The organism is Sphaerospermopsis sp. FACHB-1194, from assembly GCF_014696235.1.
Classification (GTDB): Bacteria; Cyanobacteriota; Cyanobacteriia; order Cyanobacteriales; family Nostocaceae; genus Sphaerospermopsis; species Sphaerospermopsis kisseleviana.
Map to the genome: position 1 here is coordinate 1 of NZ_JACJPU010000067.1, position 22415 is coordinate 22415.

Here is a 22415-nt window from a genome sequence, read left to right on the forward strand (position 1 = left end):
CAGGAGATCAAGGAGTCAGGAGTCAGGAGTCAGGAGTCAGGAGTCAGGAGTCAGGAGTCAGGAGTCAGGAGTCAGGAGTCAGGAGTCAGGAGTCAGGAGTCAGGAGTCAGGAGTCAGGAGTCAGGAGATCAAGGAGTCAGGAGATCAAGGAGTCAGGAGTCAGAAGGTAAATATTTCTCCCTAGTCACCAGTCCCCAGTCACCAGTCACCAGTCCCCAGTCACCAGTCACCAGTCACCAGTCCCCAGTCACCAGTCCCCAGTCACCAGTCCCCAGTCCCCAGTCCCCAGTCACCAGTCCCCAGTCACCAGTCACCAGTCACCAGTCCCCAGTCACCAGTCCCCAGTCACCAGTCACCAGTCACCAGTCCCCAATCACCTATCCCACCTGTTCTAAATACTGGTTAATATCCTCAATCATGCGAGTGAGTTCAGCTTCTGTGGTTAAGCGAATACCAACATTACGAACTGTTAACAGCACTTTTGCTGCAAAGGGAGTAGGCCAGATATTGGGATTACAAAAAACTTCTAAAAATACCTCTCCTGTGTAGCGATACTCTAAAGGAGGTTGGGGAGTAACTTTACTACCAGGTGTAGGTTTAGCTGCAACAGCTTTGAGACTGAGCATTAATTGATCTATTGCTGCTTTTAATTCTCTTGCTGCTGCGGGTGAGAAACTGAAAGATATAGAACCATCTCCTAGATTTAATGTTAAAGGGGTAGAAGACATAGGGCTTTTTGATTAAAACTTCTTAGTAATTACATATATTATCAATTGAAAATTGACAATTGACAATTTTTCTATGGGTATGGGATTTTAGCTGACTTTATTTAAAATTAATCTCAATAATTGGGCGAAAAATTGAGAGTTTATGGAGAAGAATATTCGTTACTGCGTAAGACTTTGATACATTTTATTTGTGTTTATTTTTGCTTTAGGTCTTAAAATAGAAATTATAGATCGTGATATGATCAATGTGCTATGACTTACGATAACCGTGCGGAAGTTAAAAAAGTTTTAATTATTACTCTGCTCCTCAATTTATTCGTAATGGGACTCAAAGCATTTGTGGGGTACTCAACAGGTTCTCTGAGTTTGTTGGCTGACGCATTGCATAGTGTGACAGATAGCGCCAATAATGTTTTAGGATTAGTTGCTAGTAAATTTTCTTCCCCCCGTCCAGATCGAGAGCATCCCTACGGACATCATAAATTTGAAGCTGTGGGAGCTTTAGGAATAGCGGCGTTTTTAGGTATAGCTTGTTTTGAAATTCTCCAAGGAGCTATTGAGAGAATTATTAAAGGTGGTTCAACTGTGAAAATATCGGGTTCTGAGTTGTGGTTATTGCTAATTGTATTAGGAGTAAATATATTTGTGGCGTTCTATGAACGTAATGTTGGTAGGCGGGTAGGTAGTTCAATTTTAATTGCTGATGCTACACATACCATGAGTGATGTGTGGGTGACTATTTCTGTGTTGGGGGGGTTAATAGGAATTTGGTGGTTAAATTTTCAATGGTTAGATGTGGTGTTAGCTTTTCCCGTAGCTTTGTTAGTATTTTGGAGTGGATGGTCAGTTTTAAAAGAGAATTTACCTTGGTTGGTGGATCAGATAGCGATCGCACCTGAAGCTATTCATGCGATCGCAATTTCTGTTCCTGGAGTAATTAATTGCCATGATATCGCTTCTCGTGGTGTTTTGGGTCGTCAAGTTTTTATAGAAATGCACTTAATAGTAGATGCACCAGATGTAGAAACTGCTCATAATATTACCGAAGAAGTAGAAAGTCAACTACAACAACGCTTTAGTCCAGTGAGAATTTTAATTCATGTTGAGCCACCAGCATACAAATCTGAAAGTATTACCTTTGAAAATGGAGCAACTTAACGAAGGCAGGGGGCAGGAGGCAGAAGGCAGGAGGCTTATTGTACGGAGATTTAAACCCTGCTCCAAAAACACAAAATTTTTGCCTTGATTCGGTATAATATTAATATGGTTCAATAGATTTTCCATAAACAAAGATTGTAAAAAATTGTGTAAAAAAATAAATTTCTAAATTCTCTACCAATGTATTTTATTACGTCCTGTGTGTGTAGATAATTTATACATTGATTTTCCATAATTATCAGTAAGTATAATCATAAATTATGAATCAAATAAATCAGAACAATATCATTAGTAATCATCTCATTAGTAATTTACTGCCCTCGATTACCTATATCATAATGGCATATATGGTGACATCCAAACTTATCCCCATCCAGCAATTATTTTACTGGATCTGAATTTACCAGGAACTGATGGTAGAGAAGTTTTACAACAAATTAAACAGGATGAAAATTTAAAAAAAATTCCTGTCGTTATATTCACCACGTCTTCTAATCCCAAGGATATTGATATATGTTACCAATACTCAGTTGCTAGTTATATCTTGAAACCTATAGATATCAAAAGACTAATCAAAACTATTCAAGTTTTTTTAACCTATTGGCTAGATATTGTCATTCTTCCTGAGACTTTTAACTAATAACTATGGTGCAACCACGAACTGTTTTAATTGTTGATGATTCCCCTGAAGATCGCCAAGTTTATCGTCGTTATCTCCAGCAGGATCAGGAATATATCTACACAATTTTTGAAGAAGAATTGGGACAGGAAGCATTAGCTTTATGTCGGCAGTTTCAACCTGATGGAATTTTATTAGATTTTTTGTTACCCGACTTAAATGGATTAGAATTTATCACGGAATTAAAACAGCAAACTCAGGGCAATATACCAGCAGTAATTATGTTAACAGGGTATGGCAATGAAGCGGTTGCTGTGCAAGCTATAAAAAGTGGTGTTCAAGATTATTTAGTCAAAGGTAAAACAACAGCAGAACTCTTATGTTCAACCGTCAATTCAGCTATTAAAAACGTTAATTTAAGTCAGGAATTACAACGCAGTGAGGAGCGTTTTCGTACTTCTGTAGAAAATATGCTCGATTGCTTTGGCATTTATTCGGCCATTCGCAACCAAAACGGTGAAATAATTGATTTCCGCATTGATTATGTAAATGCAGCAGCTTGTGAATGTCACAGACTCACAAAAGAAGAAATAATAGATAAAAGACTGTGTGAAATACTCCCTGCTTATCGAACTAGCGGTATATTTAATGAATATTGCCGAGTTATAGAAACAGGCAATCCTGTAATGAAAGAATCCCAACAATTTATATACAGTCATAGCCAGAAGCAATTAGCTAGATATTTTGATTTTCGTATTGCCAAAATGAAAGATGGCTGTGTGGTTTCTTGGCGAGATGTCACTGAAAAAAAACAAGCAGAGGAACGGTTGCGGCAAAGTGAAGCCCAATTCCGCAGAATTGTCGAATCTAATATAGTTGGTATCTATTTTGGTGACATCGGTGGGCAAATTTATGAAGCTAATGATGCCTTTCTGAAAATATTGGGCTACACCCGTGAAGAATTTGCAAATGGCAGTATTCGTTGGGATATGATGACACCTTCAGAATACAAAAATCTAGACCAACAAAAAATTCAAGAACTACAAACTTTGGGAATTTGCACTCCCTTTGAAAAACAGTATTTTCACAAAAATGGTTCTCGTATACCAGTGCTATTAGCAATTGCCTTGATAGAAGGTGAAAAAAATGGCTATAGTGTCTGCTTTGTTCTGGATTTAACGCAACACAAACAAACTGAAGAGGCATTGCGCCAAAGTGAACAATCATACCGTTACTTATCTGATGCCATACCTCAATTGGTGTGGATAGCGAATACTCAGGGTGAATGCGTTCATGTCAATCAAAGGTGGCTAGATTTTACAGGACAAACCCTTGAGCAAGTGATAGGATCTGGCTGGACTAAAATAGTGCATCCAGATGATATTCCCATTGTGATGGAAGCATGGTTAACAGCTTTACAGACAGGGAAACCTTATGAATTTGAAAAGCGTTTGAGAAGATATGATGGCGTTTATCGCTGGTATTTAGTGAGAGCAGTACCCATTAAGGATGAGTGGGGAAGGGTTGTCAAGTGGTTTGGTACGAGTACAGATATTGAAGATAGCAAGCAGTTGGAGGCAGAAAGGATCCGGCTTTTAGAAATGGAAAAAGCTGCCCGTCTGGAAGCTGAACAAGCGAACCAAGCAAAAGATGACTTTGTGGCGATGGTATCCCATGATTTGCGATCGCCACTCAATGCAATTTTAGGTTGGGCAAACTTACTGCGAACTCGGCCTTTAGATACACATACTATCAATCGTGCCTTAGAAATTATTGAACGAAATGCTCACTCCCAAGCCAAACTTTTGGAAGACTTGCTGAATATTTCCCGCATCCTACGGGGCAAGCTACAGCTTGAAGTCAGTCAAGTTAATCTGGTGTCTATTGTGAATACAGCTATAGAAACTGCTTATCCAACTGCAAAAGCTGAAAATATTTTCCTAGAATCAGTAATTGCTGAGTCAATTCCACCTATTAGGGGAGATGCTCACCGCTTACTGCAAGTTTTGGGTAATTTAATTGCCAATGCTATTAAATTCACTCCTTCCGGGGGAAGGGTGAAAGTGAAACTGTCACTGGTTGACGATCAAGTTACAAAACTCAAATATACTCAAATTACGGTTAGTGATACAGGAATTGGTATTAGTCCAGAGTTTTTACCCTTCGTATTTGAACGCTATCATCAATGCGATGGGCTATCCTCCACCATAGGTGAACGCAATCATAAAAAAGGCGGTTTAGGACTAGGTTTAGCGATCGCTCGTCATTTAGTAGAATTACACGGAGGTACAATTGAAGCCTCTAGTCCTGGTGTGGATAAGGGCGCTACTTTCACCATTAAATTGCCAATTTCTAGTTAAATGATGGTTGTTAAATTAACATCACCGTCATCATCACTTTCACGAGACAGCAGTAAATTCAAACTTTCACCAGAATTTAACCAGCCTGATCTGCGATTTTTAGAATACAAACAGATAGATGTACAAGTTTCATCAATTCTCACTGCTGTTAATCCTGGTAATCCCGCTTCCTCTAATTTCTCATATATCCAAGCCGCAATTGCTTCACTGGTTGGTGATTCCAAACCCGTAGATTCATTTAAATAATAATGATCTAAATAATTATCTAGTAAGGGTTGGAGATATTTTTTAAGATCTGAATAGTCCATCACCATTCCTTGTTTAGCACCTTCTTGCACTAAGGTATTAGCAGATATATAAACGACTCCACGCCAACTATGTCCATGCAACCGGGCGCATTTGCCGTCATGGTAAGGTAACTTATGTGCTGCCTCAAAGCGAAATTCTTTACCTATTAACCATTGATTATTAGCCATTCTACTCCTGTATATTTGATTTTTTTGGTTTTATAAAAGTTTTTCTCCTTGATATTCTGTCCATGCTAAAACTCGTCTTAAACCAATTTTTAAATATTCTTCTTGCAGTTCAATACTAATAGATTTTCTTCCTAAACGTTTAGCTAAAGCAGCAGTTGTAAAAGTTCCCGCAAAGGGATCAAGTATTAAATCTCCTTCATTACTACTTGCTAACATCATTCTTTCTATTAATGATTCTGGTTTTTGTGAAGGATGATTTTCATATTCTTTCATTTTATATCTCACATGAGAAAAATACCAAACATTCCCAGGAACGTTCATAAGATTGAATCATACATGAAATCATACATAATTAGGGGTTGCTGAAAAAGTATTTTTTAAGAGGTAGGAAATAGTTAATCAAATATTCTTCAAGTTCTATCAGGTCTTGATATGATTAAACCGCAAAGAACGCAAAGGTAAGAGAGTTAATTTTATTTTTTTCCTAATTTCCAATTTTCACCACCTGGTAATTGAGTTAAATAATTATCAATGACTGCTGGCAACTCTTTAACTGAGTAATTATAAGTGAGTCTTAATAAATTTTCTGCTTGTTCAATTATTTGTTCTTTATTTACCATTTCTGTCAGTTGAAAGGGGCTGTAAATACCATTTATTACTTCTTCACTGGCATCTCTAATGGCTTCTTCAAATTCATCTTCTAAGATTGGTTGCCATTCATCTATTTTCACATAATAGGAGGTTTTATTATCCTGTAAATTTATTTTTTTTATTTCTCTAACTGAACCACGAATTGAATTTGCCCAAGAATTAGTTAAGCGTTTTTCTATTTGATTTTTAATCAAATGAATTATTAATCTTACTAGGAATGATTGGATATTCCTAAAAATTGCTTGTCTACTCATTCCCTCTAATTCGTCTACTATAGCTAACGCATCTGTATAACGCTGTTCTAAAATACTATTTCTGAGGTCTATTAATTCTTGTGTCATATTTATACTAGCCTCAATTTACATTCTTGATAATTTCATTTTCACTAGATTTAATATTACCAAGTTTCTTATATTATAGCAGGAGGCAGGAGTTATGTATTTTGGATTTTGGATTTTGGATTTTGGATTGTTTTTGTTAACTCCAATCTAAAATGTAAAATCTAAAATCTAAAATTTTCTTCCCCTGTCACCTGTCAACTGTCACCTATTCCCATTCTATAGTTCCAGGTGGTTTGGAGGTGATATCAAACACCACACGGTTAACACCTTTCACTTCATTAACGATCCTGGTAGAAATTGCCTCTAACACATCATAAGGTACACGCGCCCAGTCTGCTGTCATTCCATCTTCACTGGTGACTATCCGTAAAACTATGGGGTAAGCATAGGTTCTTTTATCACCCATTACGCCCACACTACGAATAGGTAATAATACGGCGAAGGCTTGCCAATAGTCGTGATATAAGCCTCTTTGGTTGATTTCTTGACGGACAATTAAATCAGCATCACGTAAAATATTTAACCTTTCGGCTGTCACTTCGCCTAAAATCCGAATCGCTAAACCAGGACCGGGGAAAGGTTGTCTTTGAACAATTTCTTCTGGTAAACCAATGGAACGGCCTACTTTACGAACTTCATCTTTAAAGAGTTTCCGCAAAGGTTCAACAAGTTTAAATCTCAAGTCTTTGGGTAAACCACCAACGTTGTGATGACTCTTAATTTTCACTGCTACTCGTTCACCGGTTTTCGGGTCAACGTTAGTGTCAGCAGATTCAATCACGTCTGGGTAAAGTGTACCCTGTGCTAAATAGTCAAAGTGACCAAGCTTTTTGGATGTTTCCTCAAAAACGCGAATAAATTCATGACCGATAATACGGCGTTTTTCTTCTGGATCGGTAATACCTGCAATAGCAGAAATAAAGCGATCGCGTGCATTGACATACTCTACGTGAATATGAAACTGTTCTTCAAACAATTTTATCAATCTTTCTGGTTCTAATTTCCGCATAAAGCCTTGATCAATAAACACACAGGTTAATTGATCACCTATAGCTTTATGTAGCAAAAATGCCAAAGTAGAAGAATCTACACCGCCAGAAAGTGCTAATAATACCCGTTTATCTCCCACTCTAGCGCGAATTTCCCGAATTGCTTCTTCTACAAAAGCCGCAGTCGTCCAAGTAGGTTCACAGTCGCAGATGTGGTAAACAAAGTTACGAATTAATGCTAAACCACCCAGGGAATGTACTACTTCAGGATGAAACTGTACACCATAAAATTTTTTATCATGGTCAGCAATAGCCGCACAGGGAGTATTTTCTGTATGTGCTAATAATTCAAACCCTGGTGGCATTTTTGTCACTGAGTCACCATGACTCATCCACATGGTTGTACCATCTTCGACGTTGGTTAACAAGTCCGTGGGATCATCTATATATAATGATGCTTTACCATATTCACCCCGATCCGCTTTGGTGACTTCTCCTCCCAGTTGGTTAACCATCAACTGCATCCCATAGCATACACCTAAGATGGGGATGCCTAATTTCCAAATTTCTGGATCACAATGGGGCGCGTTTTCGCTATAAACTGAATTGGGACCACCAGATAAAATTATCCCTTTGGGGTTGAGTTTCTGTAAATGTTCTGCTGTGGTGCGATAGGATAGCACTTCAGAATATACTTGAGTCTCGCGGATACGTCTAGCGATTAGTTCTGAATATTGAGAACCAAAGTCTAGAATAACAATCATTTGGCGATTTAACTGCCCCAAATTTTCCTGAGTTTGGGGTGCTGCTTCGGTTGGTAGAGTCACCGCTGTATTCATGATGGTGAGAGTGTGTCTTTGATAGTAAAAACGTCAGTTACCATTTCCGGCTTTTTGGGCTAATAGCTTTTTAGGCTAATAATGGTCGAGAAACCTAAATACAGCAAATTTCATGTTGATGAGGTACACAAGGTTGGGTAAGGATATCCAACCCACATAAGTAAATATTATGAAAATGTGTACTACATTATACTGATATATTACTGTATATAGATACGACTATGGCCGCACCTATTGAGCCGATAAATTTGGCTTATTATTAACCGCGAAAAATCACTCTGGAGTAGGTATACAAAAAATTATTTATTTGCTTTATTTATGATTATTCATATTAAGTTAACATAATTTTTCCATTAAGACACAACCAGTTTTACTCTTGATGATAATTTCTCGGTTGCGGTCGAAAAGCACAGAACCGCATACTGTGGTGTTAATATCTTGGTCAAGATGACTTTTGATATATTCTTGAGAGCGAGTATCAATGGTTTCGGCAATGCTGCCATAAACTTGATCAGTCCAATTACTAGCAGTTTTGCTATCTAAGTCTCGGAGATGTTTTAAAGCTGCTTCTGCGGTGGGACTGTGAAATACTACCTCTACTTCGGCAGATGGTAAACCCAAGATAGCACAATGGGCAGCTAAAATTTCCCGTCGGCCATCTGCCAGGTGGTGATGGGTGTGAAAAATTCCCCCTGCTAGTTTCATTAATTTTCCATGATAACCAAATAATAAGATTTCTTGGACTCCTAAAAGATTTGCTTCTACTAATAAAGGTCCTAACCAGTTGGCGGTTTTTACCAGTTGTTGCGGGTTTATTCCCTGTTTTTGCGCTAAGTCTAAGCCATTTTCGCCAATACAAAAAACTAAGCTTTGAAACTCACTAGCTTTGTTTTGTAAATCACTGCGAAAAGCTGTTAGTTGATCTGGTGTGCTTAAAGGTTGGGAAATACCGCTTGTTCCTAATAAAGATAGTCCTTCAACTACTCCAAAAGCAGCGTTAGAAGTTCTCACTGCCAGCGATCGCCCTTCTGGTAAAATAATTGTGACGATGATTTTTTCCCCTGGTGCTAAAAGTCGCTGCAAGTTTTCCGTTAACAACTTTTGAGCATAAGTATAAATTGCAGCTTTTTGTTCACCATTAATTTGCTTGCCAACTCCTTCTCCACCTTTAATAACAACACTTTCACCTTCTCCGTGATACCATTCTACTGTTGCCCAAATTGGTGTATTTTTTGTCAAGTCTAGATTATCACCCGGATCACTGCGAGTAATAGCTAAAGCTGCATTTTCCGATATTCCCGCTACTTGCTCAATTGGTATTTCTGCTATTTCAGCAGGTGTAATTAAATCAATATTAATTACATTTAATGGTTGACGATGACGCAACCAATGTAAAGCCGCAATAGCAGCAGCACCAGCAAAAACGGGGAGAGTGTAACCAGAACGGGACATGATAATTGATAATTGATAATTGATAGTTGATAGTTGATAATTGATAGTTGATAGTTGACAGTTGATAGTTGATAGTTGACAGTTGATAGTTGATAGTTGACAGTTGATATTTGATAGTTGATAGTTGATAGTTGATAGTTGATTAGGTTATTTACTTCCCCTGTTCCCCCTGACTTCTCCATCTCCCCATCTCCCCACCTGCTGTCACCTGTCACCTGTCACCTGTCACCTGTCACCTAAACTAAACACCTACTTCTAACAATAAAGCTTTCATAGCTTCCCAAGAAATACCTTGTTGAATATAACGGGGAGATTCAGGATTATAAGGACTGGCTATGCGGTCAATAGCTACAATTATGGCATCATCTGGTAATATCGGTACATCTGGATCAAAAGCTGTGGGACGCATCAAAGAACTAGAAAATCCCTTGAAAACAGCAATTTTATCTTGTTCATCAGCAATATTGATGGTTACTAATAGAACTTCTTGAGGTCGTTTGACGGTGTATTGTTCTAGTCTTTTACCAATGGAATTATTCATCAAAAGGATATTTTACAAGTTAATTGAGTATTTGCATTATTTATTTTTTTTATACGAAACAATCGGGTTGAAAACCTAGCCTTTTCAGGGGAAAAGTTTTGGTATCGGGGTATAAATCCCCCTCAACTAAGCTTCCTGCCTCTGCCTTATTTAATATGTTACTACTGTGTGGAGTTTCTGCCATGTTTACCTAGTTTTACTAATACAAAATAGCTGAGATAAACTACATAAATTACTAAGCCAATTATGCCCAAAAACCCAAGAAAAGCTGGTTTGCTATTATAATGGAAATAATCTTTAAACATTAATGGTGCTTCTAACCAAACTCTACAGTAGTTAGATTTGAGGGCATTTTCTGAAAAAGCACAACTTAAGAAAGGTGCAAAACTAATTACACCTAACAGGGAATAAATCGTCATTGCCCAACGCCAAGATGTGAAAATTAATTTCAAAATACTTTTCGGTTGATACTCAATTTCATCGTTGATATCAACCCAAAACCAAAGAGAAATGGGAATGAGAATACGAGCCATTAAACCAGTGATAAAACTGACTGCCAACCCACCAATCATTAAGTAAACTGTGATGGCCAATAAACTGGCAACCCGCCAGTAAATTATTAGCAAGCGTTGTATACCATCTGCTTTTTGTACAAATGCCCAAATCAGAAGAATCAGGGGAATAATTAAGCTAAATAATAATGCTAATCTATAATCCATCCAGACATAGGAGCGAAACCAAAGTTGTGGCATAGTTTTTATTAGTTAATACCGTAGAATTAAGGTTGTTTTTGTAAGCATTCAGCCGTCAGCTATCAGTATTCTGCCTCCTACCTTCGCTAAAGGAGGCAACAAGCAAAAGGCAAAAGACAGAAGTTTTGTAATTTTGACTTTTTACTTTTGACTTTTGACTTGATTTGTCTCCTGATCAGGTTTATGACCAGTGATTTGAGAGATGATCAAAACAATCGGGTCTAAAACCGGACTTCGTGCGGCTACGCTAATGCTATTGAAGGAGAAAAGTTTTTGGAGGGGGGTATAAACCCCATGACAATAACGGCCTCCTGCCTCCTGCCTTAGTTAAGAGTGATTAGCTAAATCTCTAGTCCTCGTAAAGCCGACACTCATCTGCTTCTGGATTAGCATCACAGTATTGCTCTAAAGAGTTTTTAGGTTTGGTTTGACGCTGGTGAGCAGCTTCCGCTTGCAATTCTTCGACTGCATCCCAAGCAGCAGCACATTCTGCGGAGTTGCTGCCGGAAATATCACAGACAACACGAGCTTGTTCAACTTCAGCTTGAATTTTTTCTTGAATGGTGTTGGTTGTTTCTTGAGTGTTTGTCATTGCGTTAATCTCGCTGGGTTTTGTTTATACTAAGTAGAGAAAATCCAAAATTGCGGTTTTTGCTTTAATGTTCGCTTACTATTCTAACCACTTAGTTGCTCAGTTAGACTGCGATGGTGATTATCGCTTACTAATACAGCAAATTACCACAACTATACCCGGATTTCTCTTAATGTTTTAAGATTTGGCAGGGTATAACTACCGAAAAAGAAGCATACAATATATTTAATATTTAAATGAATATAGGAGTAAACGCCCCATTCAGCTTGTCAATTCTGATAAGATGCAATATCTCCCTGGATAACACAAACTACTAGCCTCAACACAAAAACAAGTCCAGCAATCATGGCAGACCAAATGCAGTGGGCAAATGCCCTATCAACCCGTCATTCTTTGGAAGCAGCTGTTTCAGATGTGGTAGAACAAGCTGTTTCATCTTTAACAGCACCTGCGGATCTGGGGCTGGTATTCATTTCGTCTGCTTTTGCGAGTGAGTATTCCCGACTTCTACCATTGCTGGCAGAAAAGCTGTCTGTACCAGTGCTGATTGGTTGTGGTGCTGCGGGTGTGGTGGGGACGAACTCAGAAAACCAAATTCAGGAAATAGAAGGGGAAGCGGCGATTAGTTTGACGTTGGCGCATCTTCCTGGTGTCGATGTTCGCGCTTTTCATATTTTGGGTGATCAGTTGCCTGATTTGGATAGCTCACCAAATGCTTGGATTGATTTAGTGGGTGTGCCACCATCATCTGTACCCCAGTTTATTTTGTTGTCTAGTGCTTTTTCTTCAGGAACTAATGATTTGTTGCAGGGCTTGGATTTTGCTTACCCTGGTTCGGTGGTTGTGGGGGGACAGGTCGGCGGAGGTTTTGGCAGCGATCGCATCGGCTTATTTTGCAATGATCGCTTATATCGTCAGGGTACTGTGGGTGTGGCTTTGAGTGGTGATATTGTGCTGAAAAGTGTTGTCGCTCAAGGATGCCGTCCTATTGGTGAACCATTACAGGTGACTAAAGCTGAACGCAATATTATTTTGGAGTTGGATGAACAAGTTCCTTTGACGGTGTTGCGAAATTTAATTGATCGCCTCAGTGATAAGGAAAAAATGCTGGCGCAGCATTCTTTGTTTGTGGGGTTGGCAATGAATGAATTTAAGCTTTCTTTAAAGCAAGGTGATTTTCTCATTCGCAACTTACTAGGAGTAGATCCAGCCGCAGGGGCGATCGCTATTGGCGATCGTGTCCGTCCTGGTCAAAGGTTACAATTTCATTTGCGGGATGCTCAAGCCTCTGCTGAAGAATTAGAATTTCTCTTGCAAGAATATCAAGCTGAAAATAGCAATTCATCCTCTGCTTTAGGGGCGTTAATGTTTAGTTGTGTGGGACGTGGTACAGGACTTTACGGAAAACCCAATTTTGATTCCCAGTTATTTAGTAGTTATTTCCATGACATTCCTATGGGTGGTTGTTTCTGTAGTGGTGAAATTGGTCCTGTGAGTGGTAGAACTTTCCTCCACGGTTATACTTCAGTTTTTGCAATTTGTAGAAGAAGGTGACTGGTGACTGGTGACTGGTGACTGGTGACTGGTGACTGGTGACTGGTGACTGGTGACTGGTGACTGGTGACTGGTGACTGGTGACTGGTGACTGGTGACTGGTGACTGGTGACTGGTGACTGGGGAAGATTTTTAAATATTACCAATTACCAATTACCAATTACCAATTCCCAATTCCCAATTACCAATTCCCAATTACCAATTCCCAATTCCCAATTCCCAATTCCCAAGCAATAGCTTACTGTTATTATCTATGGGGCTGGGATGTCCAGTGTGAGTAACTGCACTATATTTTTGAATGTAACGACGGACTTCTAAAGGAAAGTTGGGATAGTCTATTACTGCATCCCCATCGGCGATAGTTGCCCAAAAATCTCGTAAATCTGGGGCTAGTTGCTGTGCTTGGATTAATGGTAGATTTAAGGGAGGTAAAGTTAGTAATTTGATTAAAAAAGGGAAAGAGCGATCGCCCATCCATTGTTTTGATGATTCTTGCAAGTTAGGAAAATCTGGTACTGATTCCACGCGATGAGAAACTATTTGTAACCATTCTTTACCTAGATGATCTCGTTCAAATTCTAAAACACGGTAAGGATGGGGATAACTAACCAATGAACCAGTGGTAATATCATAGACTCCATCACCACAAACTACATCTTGAACGTGCAAATGTCCGGTAAAAACTAATCTCACTCCATGTTTACGCAGTAATTTTATAAGTTCTGGAGCATTTTCCAACATATAACGATTTGCCATTGGATGATTTGATTGATCTGGCAAATGTTCCACAACGTTGTGATGCACCATCACCAAAGCTAAATCATTGTTAATTTTTGCTAGTTCTGTTTCTAACCACTGAAACTGCTGTTGATCTAAACGCCCTATTTGTTTACCATCCTCATCAAAGGTGTTAGAATTTAAACCTATTAGCCGCACTCCGGGCAATATTTGACAATTGTAGTAAGGTTGGTGTGGGTTTTCATAACCAAACTTGCGGTAATAATGGGGAAAATCTGCAAAACCAATTGATTGCTCGTTTGCTGATAATACGGGAACATCATGATTACCAGGAACAACATAAACCGGAAAAGGTAGTTGAGCAAGTCTGTTTGCTAACCACGCATGATTTTCTGGTTCACCGTGTTGGGTTAAGTCTCCGGGAATCAGAAGAAAATCTAAATCAAGTTGTGTTAAATGTTCTAGTACACTTTCAAAGGCGGGAATACTGACTTCCACTAAATGAAATCGGCTGGGATGATCCCAAATTGTATGGGGTAGTGCAATGTGTAAGTCACTAACTATAGCAAAACGAAAGTTGATATCCATTGATTTAAAAAAATGTTAAAGCCGAAAGAGTAAATATACCCTTTTTATAAAAGTATAACTCTTGCCTTGTCTAGTTACGTACTAGCAACCAGACTTAATATTTGTATGTTTAACTTTTATTAGCGAAATTTTAGTGACAGGAGTAGTCAGAAGTAGTCAAAGGAGTATTTATTATGGCTGTGATTCGAGTTCGTCAGCACGTTAACCCCCTAGCGAGAAAATTTCAAACCCCTGCTGATCCCCCAGCATGGGAAAAAATCTATGCACAGTATCAACAACCCTTACATTTAGATATTGGATGTGCGAGGGGTAGGTTTTTACTTCAAATGGCACAGGTAGAAACCAACTGGAATTTTTTGGGTTTGGAAATTAGAGAACCTTTAGTTATAGAAGCAAATAGGATAGTTTCTGAGTTGGGTTTAACAAATTTACATTATTTATTTTGTAATGTGAATAATTCTTTGAGTCCAATTTTATCTACTTTAAAACCAGGAATTTTACAACGGGTATCAATTCAATTTCCTGATCCTTGGTTTAAAACTCGTCATGCTAAACGGAGAGTAGTACAACCAGAGTTAGTGCAAGAATTAGCTAATTATTTGGCTGTGGGTGGGGTGGTATTTTTGCAATCTGATCAGGAATTTATTGCTGTGGAAATGTGCGATCGCTTCCAAGAACACCCAGCATTTGAGAAAATGGGAACGGAAAAATGGTTAGCAGAAAACCCGCTTCCTGTGCCTACAGAAAGGGAAATTGCTACACAAAATAAAGGTGAACCTGTGTATCGGGCAATGTTTGTAAAGCATTAAATTTCAATTTTAATTACAGGTAAAGTAACTGTGAAAGTTGTTCCCACGTCTATTTGACTTTCAAATTTAATTTCACCACCATGCGCTTCCACACATTTTTTCACAATTGCTAAACCCATACCTGTACCGGAAATACCGCTGACATTTTCACCACGATGAAAGGGAATAAATAGTTGATTTTGATCTTTTGTCGAAATACCAATTCCCCAATCTTGAATTTTGAAGGTTGCTGTTTTTTCTTGTCTGGTTAATTCAAATTTGACTTTGCTATCAGGGTAGGAATATTTAATAGAATTACTAAGGATATTTCCTAAAATATGCCGTAATAAATTTTCATCCCAAAGAGTTGAGCTAAAGTCACCAGAACTGGTAAATTCTATAGTCACTCGTTTCTCTAAAGCAGTTAAATGAGTATCTTCTAATATTTGATGACAAAAAGCTTCTAAATTTAAAGGATAAAGTTGACATTGTAATTTGCCAGAATCAGCTTTACCAATAAAGGAAACTTCATCCAATAATTGTGCCATGTTTTTAATAGCAGAACGAATTATTTTTAGATGATTTAATTTTTTTTCTTGGGTTAATTTTTCATCGTTGTTTTGTAGCAATCCCGCAGCTAAAAGTATCGTATTTAAAGGATTACGAATGTCATGGGAAAGCATAGAAACAAATTCAGTTTTAAACTGATATAGTTCCTGGGCTTTTTCCAGTTCAGCAGTTCTTTCTTCAACTGTGATTTCTAATGTTTGATTGACTGTGCGTAATTGTTCTAAAACTTGTTTTCTGGCGATCGCATACTGAACTGAACGCACTAAAACATCTGGCTTTACTTGTCTTTTGACTAAATAATCTTGCGCTCCCTGTCTCACAGCTTCTATTGCTAATTCTTCATCATTGATATTAGTAAGAACAACAATAGGTGTGCTGGGTGCTTGACTTATTAGTAAGGGGAGGGATGATAATCCTTGACTATCAGGTAAGGTTAAATCTAACAAAATTACGTCATAGTTTTGTTGGCTTAATTCATGAAATGCATCTCGTAATCTTTGAACATGAACTAAACTAAACTCTTTTGATGGGGATTGCTTCAAAAACTCTTGTAACAACCTAGCTTCCGCCAAGTTGTCTTCAATTAACAAGATTTTTACCAAGCAAGTTGCAGTCATTATTTTCCAGGAGTCAGGAGTTCAGGAGTCAGGAGTTCAGGAGTCGTAAGGGCGAAGCATTCGGGCGATAAATTATCAATTTTTATCACAGGTTATTTTCCTGTAAGGGCGAAGCATTCGGGCGATAAATTATCAATTTTTATCACAGGTTATTTTCCGAATGCTTCGCCCCTACTTCGCCCCTACTTCGCCCGTACAGGAGGTAGGAGGCAGAAGTTTTTGAATTACAAATTATGAATTATCAATTTATTTTTACCCAGTCACCAGTCACCAATCACCAATCACCAATCACCAATCACCAATATTATTCTGTTGGTAAAGTGGCGGTAGCAAACCAAAATTCCTCAATACCTTTGACAATTTGAAATAATTGGGCGAGGTTGCGGGATTTGGTAATGTAACAGTTTACGTGCAAGTCGTAGCTGTGGTAAATGTCATCTTCGTTTTTGGAAGTTGTTAACACTACCACAGGAATGCGTTTTAATTTGGGGTCAGATTTAATTTCTGCTAATACTTCTCGTCCATCTTTTCTGGGTAAATTTAAATCAAGAAGAATCAGATCGGGGCGTATGGCATCGGCATATTCACCTTCTTGACGCAGATAGGCCATTGCGTCTATTCCATCCCTAACTGTTACTACTTCATGGGGTAGTGAACTGGTTTTTAATGCTTCTTGGATGAGGCGAATGTCGGCTTTGTTATCCTCAACTAAAAAGATTATTTTGTGTGTTTCTTCCGTTTCTACGCTCACGATCACGTCCTCCTGCTGGAATGGTAAAGTAGAAGGTTGCACCTTGTCCGAGTTGTGACTCTACCCAAATTCGCCCCCGATGACATTCAATGATTTTTTTACAAATTGCTAAACCCATACCAGTACCGGGGTATTCATCCCTGGTGTGGAGACGTTGAAAGATGACAAAAATGCGATCGCTAAATTGCGGATCTATGCCTATTCCATTATCGCGTACTGAGAATAACCATTCATCTTCTAATCTTTCTGCACCTATATGAATTTCCGGTGGTTCGTGACTGCGGAATTTAATCGCGTTACCGATCAAGTTTAAAAACAATTGCATTATTTGTATACTATCAGCCATGACAGTGGGTAACGGATCATGGGTAATGGTTGCGCCGGTTTCGGAAATGCGTTTGCGGAGGTTACTTAATGCTTTTTCTAAGGCTGTTTCTACTTCTGTAACTTGAAATGCGATCGCTTGAGTATCAACTTTAGAATATGCTAATACATCATCAATCAAGGTTTGCATTAAGCTGACTCCCTCGACTGCAAAATTGATAAATTCTTTTGCATCTTCATCCAGAGCAGCTTCATAGCGCATTTCTAATAATTGCACATAATTGGCTACTTGATTCAATGGTTCTTGTAAATCATGGGAAGCAACATAGGCAAATTTTTTCAATTCCGCATTTGATCTTTCTAAATCATGCGCTAGTTGTGCTAATTCATCAGCTTGGCGTAGTACAATATTTACTATTGCTTTCCGCAATTCTAAAGCTGCTTTGATTTCTACATATTGCCAAGGTAAGGATGTTAATCTAACTGTTTCTTTCCACAGTTCAAATGATTTCCGGGGACATAAACGTAAATTCCCCTGAGTTTGATTAACTTCATAAGCTTTATTAGGATCTCCACCCCAATTAACAGTTTGAATCACCTCCGGTCTAAACCATAATACATAATTCCTTTGAGAAATAGGAATAGCTAATAAACCACTAGCGACATTTTTAAAACTAATCGCATCTGGGTAAATATTAGCCAAAGAATCCGTATAAAAGACTTCATCTTCTATATTATTCTTTAACCATTCTACTAAAAAATTCAGTTCTTCTTCTCTGGGAGTTTCACCAATCAGGGTGTAATTTCCCCCAAAACAAACTGCTGCTCCTGTGGCACTGGTTAAGTCTAAAAGATTCGGCTGGTTTTTCACCAAGCCATCAATAAAGTTATCTTCTTGGGACATATATTCAACTAAAAGTGATTGAATATAGGTCAAATTCATGCGATAATCATAATCTTCTGTTTCTTCTCTAGCGGAAATTTCAGAAAATATCACTCTCCCTAAAAATTCGCAAGCTTTCCGCAATTCATAGGAAACATATTTGGGTGTTTTATGATGACAAGCAATCAATCCCCAAAGTTTTTGATCTTTAATCAAAGAGATTGTCAAAGAAGCACCAACCCCCATATTATGTAAATATTCTATATGACAAGGTGCGGGACTTCTGAGAATAGAGTTAGTTAAATCAACTGGACGATTTGTAACAGGATTATCAACAGGAAAAATTATCACCGATTCTATATTAGCATCGGGAATTAACCTGATAGAATTATCAATAAATAATTTTCTCGCTGGTTTGGGAATGTCTGATTCTGGATAATGTAAACCCAAGTAAGATTCTAACTCGTCTATTTTTTCTTCCGCAATAACTGAACCATGTCCATCATCATCGAATTTATATAGCATGACTCTATCAAATCCGGTGACTTTTCGCACTTCTTGAACAATGATTTGACAAAATTCTCTGAGGTTTTTTGTGTTTTCTAAGCGATTTATGGATGCTCTAGCTAAATGATAAAAGCTTAAAAAGGGAATATTTTCTTGAGAAATTGCTGGTTCTAATTCTAGAATTAAAAATCCTTCAGAATTACGGTGAAATACAGCATCAAATACTGTGTATTCATCACCTTTTCTCTTAATCCAAAGTTTGGTAGGATTGATAAAATTTAGATTCTGATCTAATAACCCAGATTTAATTCTCTCAAACTGGAACGGATCGATTAAATCTTCTAATTTCTTCTGCACCATATTTTCGGGAGAAATGCCGAAAACATTTAAGGTATTATTACTAACCTGTAATACATTTAATTCTGGTTCTTCTAATATTAACAGAATACCATAGGGCTGAATTTGGCTAGAAAGATGAATAGGTGCTTCTTTCAAGCTCTTGATCTTAATATCTGAAACATTTTGTACTTGTAAGCTTTGTACTTGTAAGCTTTGTACTTGTAAGCTGATATCCATCACGATTCCCCTCTATTATCTAGGTGCATCAAGAGTAGAGTTAGCGATAGATGTTTTCACTTGTCAGGTTTATTAACCTACCCAGATGTAACTCTCTTAGCACTTTTCAATTTTCTGTTCAACTAACTTGCAGATGATTATGTAGCTAAGAAACTGAATGAGATGTTAAATTCTAATTTGCTGTTTTCAGACTTTGTGATTACTGCGTTAATTTTTTTTCTGCCTCTTATCATTTCTTGACTTTTTTGTCATTGGGTTTTTGTCATTGGGTAGATTTACCCTAATCTTTAACTGATTAAAGTTTAACAGGTAGTTATCCTAACTACAGATAATAAATGTGAAATTAAAGTGATTAAGTAACCACTTTTTATATAGATATATTAAGAAAATATCATAAGAAAATATCAAAGGTTTGATTCTGATTCCATTGAAAATCTTTCCAGATCCGCGACTTCTAAACATTGATCATATTTGATTGAAAGTATCAAAATAAGAAGTTAGGGATCGTGTGCTATGGAAAATCTTTTTAGATCCCCGTTTAATTTTTATATCCAACTTCTAAACCACATCCGTAGGTGATAATCTTCCACAGAAAGAGGTAAACCTAAATAAATAGGTAGCCAAAAAACAAAAGCAACTATAATAGTGAAGCTGATTGTTAGACCAAGTATACGCATTCCTCTATAATAACTGCGAAGACATTGATCAACAAACCAAGCAAGTGCAATAAATGTAAATATCACTGCACTCATATAATGGTAGATAAACACACAGCGATTTACCTTTACCCAAGGTAATAAATTAGCAGCGTAATTGATAACAATATATAAAGCAATCCAAGTATCAACGCCTAGATTTTGAGGAATAAATAATCGTTTTTGCTGTATTCCCGGTAGTAAGATTTTTACAAATAACATTCCTACTAAAAATATAATTGTCGCTAAACCAAACCACCATAAAAAAGGATTACCCATTGCATGAACATCATAAACCACTTTCCCCGCACCAGGAGGTAAGGGTGGTCCAAATACAGGAATGGGATCTTGAAAACTTTGAGTGATTTGATAATAATAAGCCATTGGGCGAGTCATTAATGGCCATTTGTACCATGCAGCACAGTAGGGATGTACACTAGAATCATTACCACCTAACTGAAGATGAAACTGTAAAATTTGTTTATGAACTTCTATAAATCCATAACTTGTGTCTAGCTGGAGATGAGGAATCCAAATTAAACTGTACATTAATATAGGGATAATTCCGAGAAAAAATCCCATTTGTAAAATATTGATTTGCGTAATTTTTTGCAGTGGTATTTGTGGGGTATTTTCTTGATTTTTAATTTGATTATGATTGGCTGAAAAGGAGTTGCGTAAATAAGAAAATAAAGGTGATCGTGGTGAAGGTGCTAAAGATTGCAACCAACGAATTATCCAAGCTGCTATCCACATTCCATAAGCACCAGCAAGAAACCATAAACCGTTCCATTTTGTCCCAATGGAAGCACCAAAACTAATTCCAGCTATGAATAAAGCAAACCAACGTTGTTTATTTTGTTTTTCCAAAGCTAATAATAAAAACCAGTGTCCGATTAATCCAAAAATCACTATATAGATATTACTTAAAGCATAGCGAGATTCTACCAAAAATAAACCATCCAAAGCTGTAAATAAACCTGCTAATAAAGCGAAACCACGACGATAACTTAATTGATAAGTGAGGAAAATAACTATTAAGGGAATTAATGAACCTGTAAAAGCATTTGCCCACCGATAACTCCAAGGAGATAATAAAGAACCTGTTGCACCGTTGACAGGATTTTGCCAAAAGGGAATATGATTACCAATCCAAATTCCTAAACCAATGATATATTGACTCAGGGGAGGATGGGCATTAAAAAAGGGAGTGTTGGTAAGATAATTATTACCAAATTGGGCAAAATAAACCTCATCAAATACGAGGGTATTAAATCTTCCTAATCCCCAAAATCGTAAGATCAATGATAGGATAAATATTGCTGTTGTACAGATTCTAAACCATTTTTTAGTCATTGGCTATTAGATGTGTAAATTTCTGGTATGGTTAGTTTACCATAACCTTAAACTATGCTAATTCAAGTATAGCAATGATTTAATTATATTTAAATCATATATATTTAAATTGTATTTTGATGTATAAACGAAGATTAAGATCCCCGACTTCTTTAAAAGATTTCGCTGTTAAACAAATAATTAATCATAGAAGTCAGGGATCTGTGCCGAGTGCCAAACTAATCATCAAGTAGCAGTCTTTTAAATCCAATACCATTAGGTAAATTATAATCTAGTAAAAATTGTTGGTAAGCTGATTCTTCCTCAATGTGCATTTTGATGTAGTCTATTTTGGGTATTTTTCCTAGTCCCAATTCTGCATATTCCAAATAACTAGAAAATTACCATTCTCCTGGTTGATCTACTATTCCTGCTTTGACTGGATTGAGGTGAATATAGCGGCAAAGATGGAAAAGATATTCAGTTTGTGAAACATTAATACTTTGAAACCGTCCCTGAAATAATACCCCGGAACGATTAAACCTTTTATTAATTGCCTTTGTGTAAGCAAGTGAGAGAGATTTCATAGTATCAGATAGAATATCATCTCTCAGATATACCAACAAATGATAATGATTAGGCATTAAACAGTAAGCAATAATATCTACTGCATTGTTTGTAAGATGTTCTTTGAGCAATCGGAGAAAATAAATATAATTTTTGCGCTCCAAGAAAATATTTTGACGATTGTTACCACGATTATAAATATGATTCTTAAAGGAATTTAAAAATACGAAATTACCGATTGTGACACCAGGGGTGCGGAATGTGGGTTACAAGGGTTTGTTGGGTTTCCACACGGTAAACCCAACCTTGTATCTTAGAGGTATGTTAGAGGAAGTGGTAGACCGTCCCAACCTTGGTCAGAAAAGACCGCTTCGTAGCAAGGATCACCACAACAATCTCCATGACAGAACTCGAACAGTCGCCT

21 protein-coding genes and 1 pseudogene are annotated in these 22415 nt (G+C 37.5%); 5 read left to right on the top strand and 17 right to left on the bottom strand.

Annotated elements, in window-relative coordinates; genetic code table 11:
• Window positions 1-377 precede the first annotated feature (377 nt).
• On the bottom strand, window positions 378-728 hold the full coding sequence (locus H6F45_RS26790) for a hypothetical protein (RefSeq protein ID WP_096568307.1): 351 nt from the start codon (window positions 726-728) through the stop codon (window positions 378-380).
• A 252-nt stretch (window positions 729-980) separates the two neighbouring features.
• Between H6F45_RS26790 and H6F45_RS24120 the strand changes: the two genes are divergently transcribed.
• The 3 genes and pseudogenes from H6F45_RS24120 to H6F45_RS24130 all read left to right on the top strand — a co-directional run bounded on the left by H6F45_RS24120 (window position 981) and on the right by H6F45_RS24130 (window position 4865).
• Entirely contained in the window at window positions 981-1886 is a 906-nt protein-coding gene (locus H6F45_RS24120) for a cation diffusion facilitator family transporter (RefSeq protein WP_096568305.1), read from the top strand.
• 316 nt (window positions 1887-2202) lie between these two features.
• Window positions 2203-2526: pseudogene (locus H6F45_RS24125) on the top strand (response regulator); the annotation flags it as partial.
• A 5-nt stretch (window positions 2527-2531) separates the two neighbouring features.
• On the top strand, window positions 2532-4865 hold the full coding sequence (locus H6F45_RS24130; protein WP_190348608.1) for a PAS domain S-box protein: 2334 nt from the start codon (window positions 2532-2534) through the stop codon (window positions 4863-4865).
• Here the strand turns inward: H6F45_RS24130 and queD are convergent.
• The 8 genes from queD to H6F45_RS24170 form a co-directional block, all read right to left on the bottom strand.
• A complete protein-coding gene (queD, locus tag H6F45_RS24135) occupies window positions 4862-5341 on the bottom strand; it encodes a 6-carboxytetrahydropterin synthase QueD (protein WP_190348609.1) in 480 nt (159 codons plus the stop codon). The genes H6F45_RS24130 and queD overlap by 4 nt on opposite strands.
• Window positions 5342-5371: 30 nt before the next feature.
• Window positions 5372-5662, bottom strand: a complete 291-nt coding sequence (locus tag H6F45_RS24140; protein WP_242027486.1) for a DNA methyltransferase — start codon at window positions 5660-5662, stop codon at window positions 5372-5374.
• A 152-nt stretch (window positions 5663-5814) separates the two neighbouring features.
• A complete protein-coding gene (locus H6F45_RS24145) occupies window positions 5815-6333 on the bottom strand; it encodes a DUF29 family protein (protein WP_190348610.1) in 519 nt (172 codons plus the stop codon).
• 205 nt (window positions 6334-6538) lie between these two features.
• Window positions 6539-8161, bottom strand: a complete 1623-nt coding sequence (gene guaA, locus H6F45_RS24150; RefSeq protein WP_190348611.1) for a glutamine-hydrolyzing GMP synthase — start codon at window positions 8159-8161, stop codon at window positions 6539-6541.
• 336 nt (window positions 8162-8497) lie between these two features.
• Entirely contained in the window at window positions 8498-9613 is a 1116-nt protein-coding gene (gene cbiD, locus H6F45_RS24155) for a cobalt-precorrin-5B (C(1))-methyltransferase CbiD (RefSeq protein WP_096568289.1), read from the bottom strand.
• A 241-nt stretch (window positions 9614-9854) separates the two neighbouring features.
• On the bottom strand, window positions 9855-10154 hold the full coding sequence (locus tag H6F45_RS24160; protein ID WP_190348612.1) for a hypothetical protein: 300 nt from the start codon (window positions 10152-10154) through the stop codon (window positions 9855-9857).
• A 161-nt stretch (window positions 10155-10315) separates the two neighbouring features.
• Window positions 10316-10906 (bottom strand): DUF3177 family protein, encoded by a 591-nt coding sequence (locus H6F45_RS24165; RefSeq protein ID WP_190348613.1) that lies wholly within the window; start codon window positions 10904-10906, stop codon window positions 10316-10318.
• 349 nt (window positions 10907-11255) lie between these two features.
• Window positions 11256-11498 carry a Calvin cycle protein CP12 gene (locus H6F45_RS24170; protein WP_190348614.1) on the bottom strand — a complete coding sequence of 81 codons (243 nt, stop codon included), beginning with the start codon at window positions 11496-11498 and terminating at the stop codon, window positions 11256-11258.
• A 345-nt stretch (window positions 11499-11843) separates the two neighbouring features.
• Between H6F45_RS24170 and H6F45_RS24175 the strand changes: the two genes are divergently transcribed.
• Window positions 11844-13052 (top strand): FIST N-terminal domain-containing protein, encoded by a 1209-nt coding sequence (locus tag H6F45_RS24175; RefSeq protein ID WP_190348615.1) that lies wholly within the window; start codon window positions 11844-11846, stop codon window positions 13050-13052.
• On the opposite strand, the gene H6F45_RS24180 is transcribed toward H6F45_RS24175, so the two are convergent.
• The gene (locus H6F45_RS24180) at window positions 13016-13198 is read right to left on the bottom strand and encodes a hypothetical protein (protein ID WP_190348616.1); all 183 of its coding nucleotides are present in this window, start codon (window positions 13196-13198) and stop codon (window positions 13016-13018) included. The two genes, H6F45_RS24175 and H6F45_RS24180, sit on opposite strands and share 37 nt — an antisense overlap.
• Window positions 13199-13247: 49 nt before the next feature.
• Window positions 13248-14378, bottom strand: a complete 1131-nt coding sequence (locus tag H6F45_RS24185; protein ID WP_190348617.1) for a metallophosphoesterase — start codon at window positions 14376-14378, stop codon at window positions 13248-13250.
• Between the two features lie 173 nt (window positions 14379-14551).
• Here H6F45_RS24185 and trmB point away from each other — a divergent pair, with 173 nt between their 5' ends.
• Entirely contained in the window at window positions 14552-15187 is a 636-nt protein-coding gene (trmB, locus tag H6F45_RS24190; RefSeq protein WP_190348618.1) for a tRNA (guanosine(46)-N7)-methyltransferase TrmB, read from the top strand.
• Here the strand turns inward: trmB and H6F45_RS24195 are convergent.
• The 6 genes from H6F45_RS24195 to H6F45_RS26800 form a co-directional block, all read right to left on the bottom strand.
• The gene (locus H6F45_RS24195) at window positions 15184-16353 is read right to left on the bottom strand and encodes a hybrid sensor histidine kinase/response regulator (protein WP_190348619.1); all 1170 of its coding nucleotides are present in this window, start codon (window positions 16351-16353) and stop codon (window positions 15184-15186) included. The two genes, trmB and H6F45_RS24195, sit on opposite strands and share 4 nt — an antisense overlap.
• A 304-nt stretch (window positions 16354-16657) precedes the next feature.
• Window positions 16658-17104 carry a response regulator gene (locus tag H6F45_RS24200; RefSeq protein ID WP_190348620.1) on the bottom strand — a complete coding sequence of 149 codons (447 nt, stop codon included), beginning with the start codon at window positions 17102-17104 and terminating at the stop codon, window positions 16658-16660.
• On the bottom strand, window positions 17058-19394 hold the full coding sequence (locus H6F45_RS24205) for an ATP-binding protein (RefSeq protein ID WP_190348622.1): 2337 nt from the start codon (window positions 19392-19394) through the stop codon (window positions 17058-17060). Before H6F45_RS24205 ends, H6F45_RS24200 begins: the two co-directional genes overlap by 47 nt.
• Window positions 19395-19939: 545 nt before the next feature.
• Window positions 19940-21445: a phospholipid carrier-dependent glycosyltransferase gene (locus tag H6F45_RS24210; protein WP_190348621.1), complete on the bottom strand. Its 1506-nt coding sequence runs from the start codon at window positions 21443-21445 to the stop codon at window positions 19940-19942.
• Window positions 21446-21663: 218 nt separating this feature from the next.
• Entirely contained in the window at window positions 21664-21813 is a 150-nt protein-coding gene (locus tag H6F45_RS26795) for a hypothetical protein (RefSeq protein WP_242027505.1), read from the bottom strand.
• Window positions 21814-21825: 12 nt separating this feature from the next.
• A complete protein-coding gene (locus H6F45_RS26800; RefSeq protein WP_347237797.1) occupies window positions 21826-22230 on the bottom strand; it encodes a transposase in 405 nt (134 codons plus the stop codon).
• Window positions 22231-22415: the final 185 nt, after the last annotated feature.

Excerpts from the sequence above, each read along its gene's own strand:
- H6F45_RS26790 (WP_096568307.1), bottom strand. The coding sequence starts at position 728 with ATGTCTTCTACCCCTTTAACATTAAATCTAGGAGATGGTTCTATATCT.
- H6F45_RS24120 (WP_096568305.1), top strand. The coding sequence starts at position 981 with ATGACTTACGATAACCGTGCGGAAGTTAAAAAAGTTTTAATTATTACT.
- H6F45_RS24130 (WP_190348608.1), top strand. The coding sequence starts at position 2,532 with ATGGTGCAACCACGAACTGTTTTAATTGTTGATGATTCCCCTGAAGAT.
- queD (WP_190348609.1), bottom strand. The coding sequence starts at position 5,341 with ATGGCTAATAATCAATGGTTAATAGGTAAAGAATTTCGCTTTGAGGCA.
- H6F45_RS24140 (WP_242027486.1), bottom strand. The coding sequence starts at position 5,662 with ATGAACGTTCCTGGGAATGTTTGGTATTTTTCTCATGTGAGATATAAA.
- H6F45_RS24145 (WP_190348610.1), bottom strand. The coding sequence starts at position 6,333 with ATGACACAAGAATTAATAGACCTCAGAAATAGTATTTTAGAACAGCGT.
- guaA (WP_190348611.1), bottom strand. The coding sequence starts at position 8,161 with ATGAATACAGCGGTGACTCTACCAACCGAAGCAGCACCCCAAACTCAG.
- cbiD (WP_096568289.1), bottom strand. The coding sequence starts at position 9,613 with ATGTCCCGTTCTGGTTACACTCTCCCCGTTTTTGCTGGTGCTGCTGCT.
- H6F45_RS24160 (WP_190348612.1), bottom strand. The coding sequence starts at position 10,154 with ATGAATAATTCCATTGGTAAAAGACTAGAACAATACACCGTCAAACGA.
- H6F45_RS24165 (WP_190348613.1), bottom strand. The coding sequence starts at position 10,906 with ATGCCACAACTTTGGTTTCGCTCCTATGTCTGGATGGATTATAGATTA.
- H6F45_RS24170 (WP_190348614.1), bottom strand. The coding sequence starts at position 11,498 with ATGACAAACACTCAAGAAACAACCAACACCATTCAAGAAAAAATTCAA.
- H6F45_RS24175 (WP_190348615.1), top strand. The coding sequence starts at position 11,844 with ATGGCAGACCAAATGCAGTGGGCAAATGCCCTATCAACCCGTCATTCT.
- H6F45_RS24185 (WP_190348617.1), bottom strand. The coding sequence starts at position 14,378 with ATGGATATCAACTTTCGTTTTGCTATAGTTAGTGACTTACACATTGCA.
- trmB (WP_190348618.1), top strand. The coding sequence starts at position 14,552 with ATGGCTGTGATTCGAGTTCGTCAGCACGTTAACCCCCTAGCGAGAAAA.
- H6F45_RS24195 (WP_190348619.1), bottom strand. The coding sequence starts at position 16,353 with ATGACTGCAACTTGCTTGGTAAAAATCTTGTTAATTGAAGACAACTTG.
- H6F45_RS24205 (WP_190348622.1), bottom strand. The coding sequence starts at position 19,394 with ATGGATATCAGCTTACAAGTACAAAGCTTACAAGTACAAAGCTTACAA.
- H6F45_RS24210 (WP_190348621.1), bottom strand. The coding sequence starts at position 21,445 with ATGACTAAAAAATGGTTTAGAATCTGTACAACAGCAATATTTATCCTA.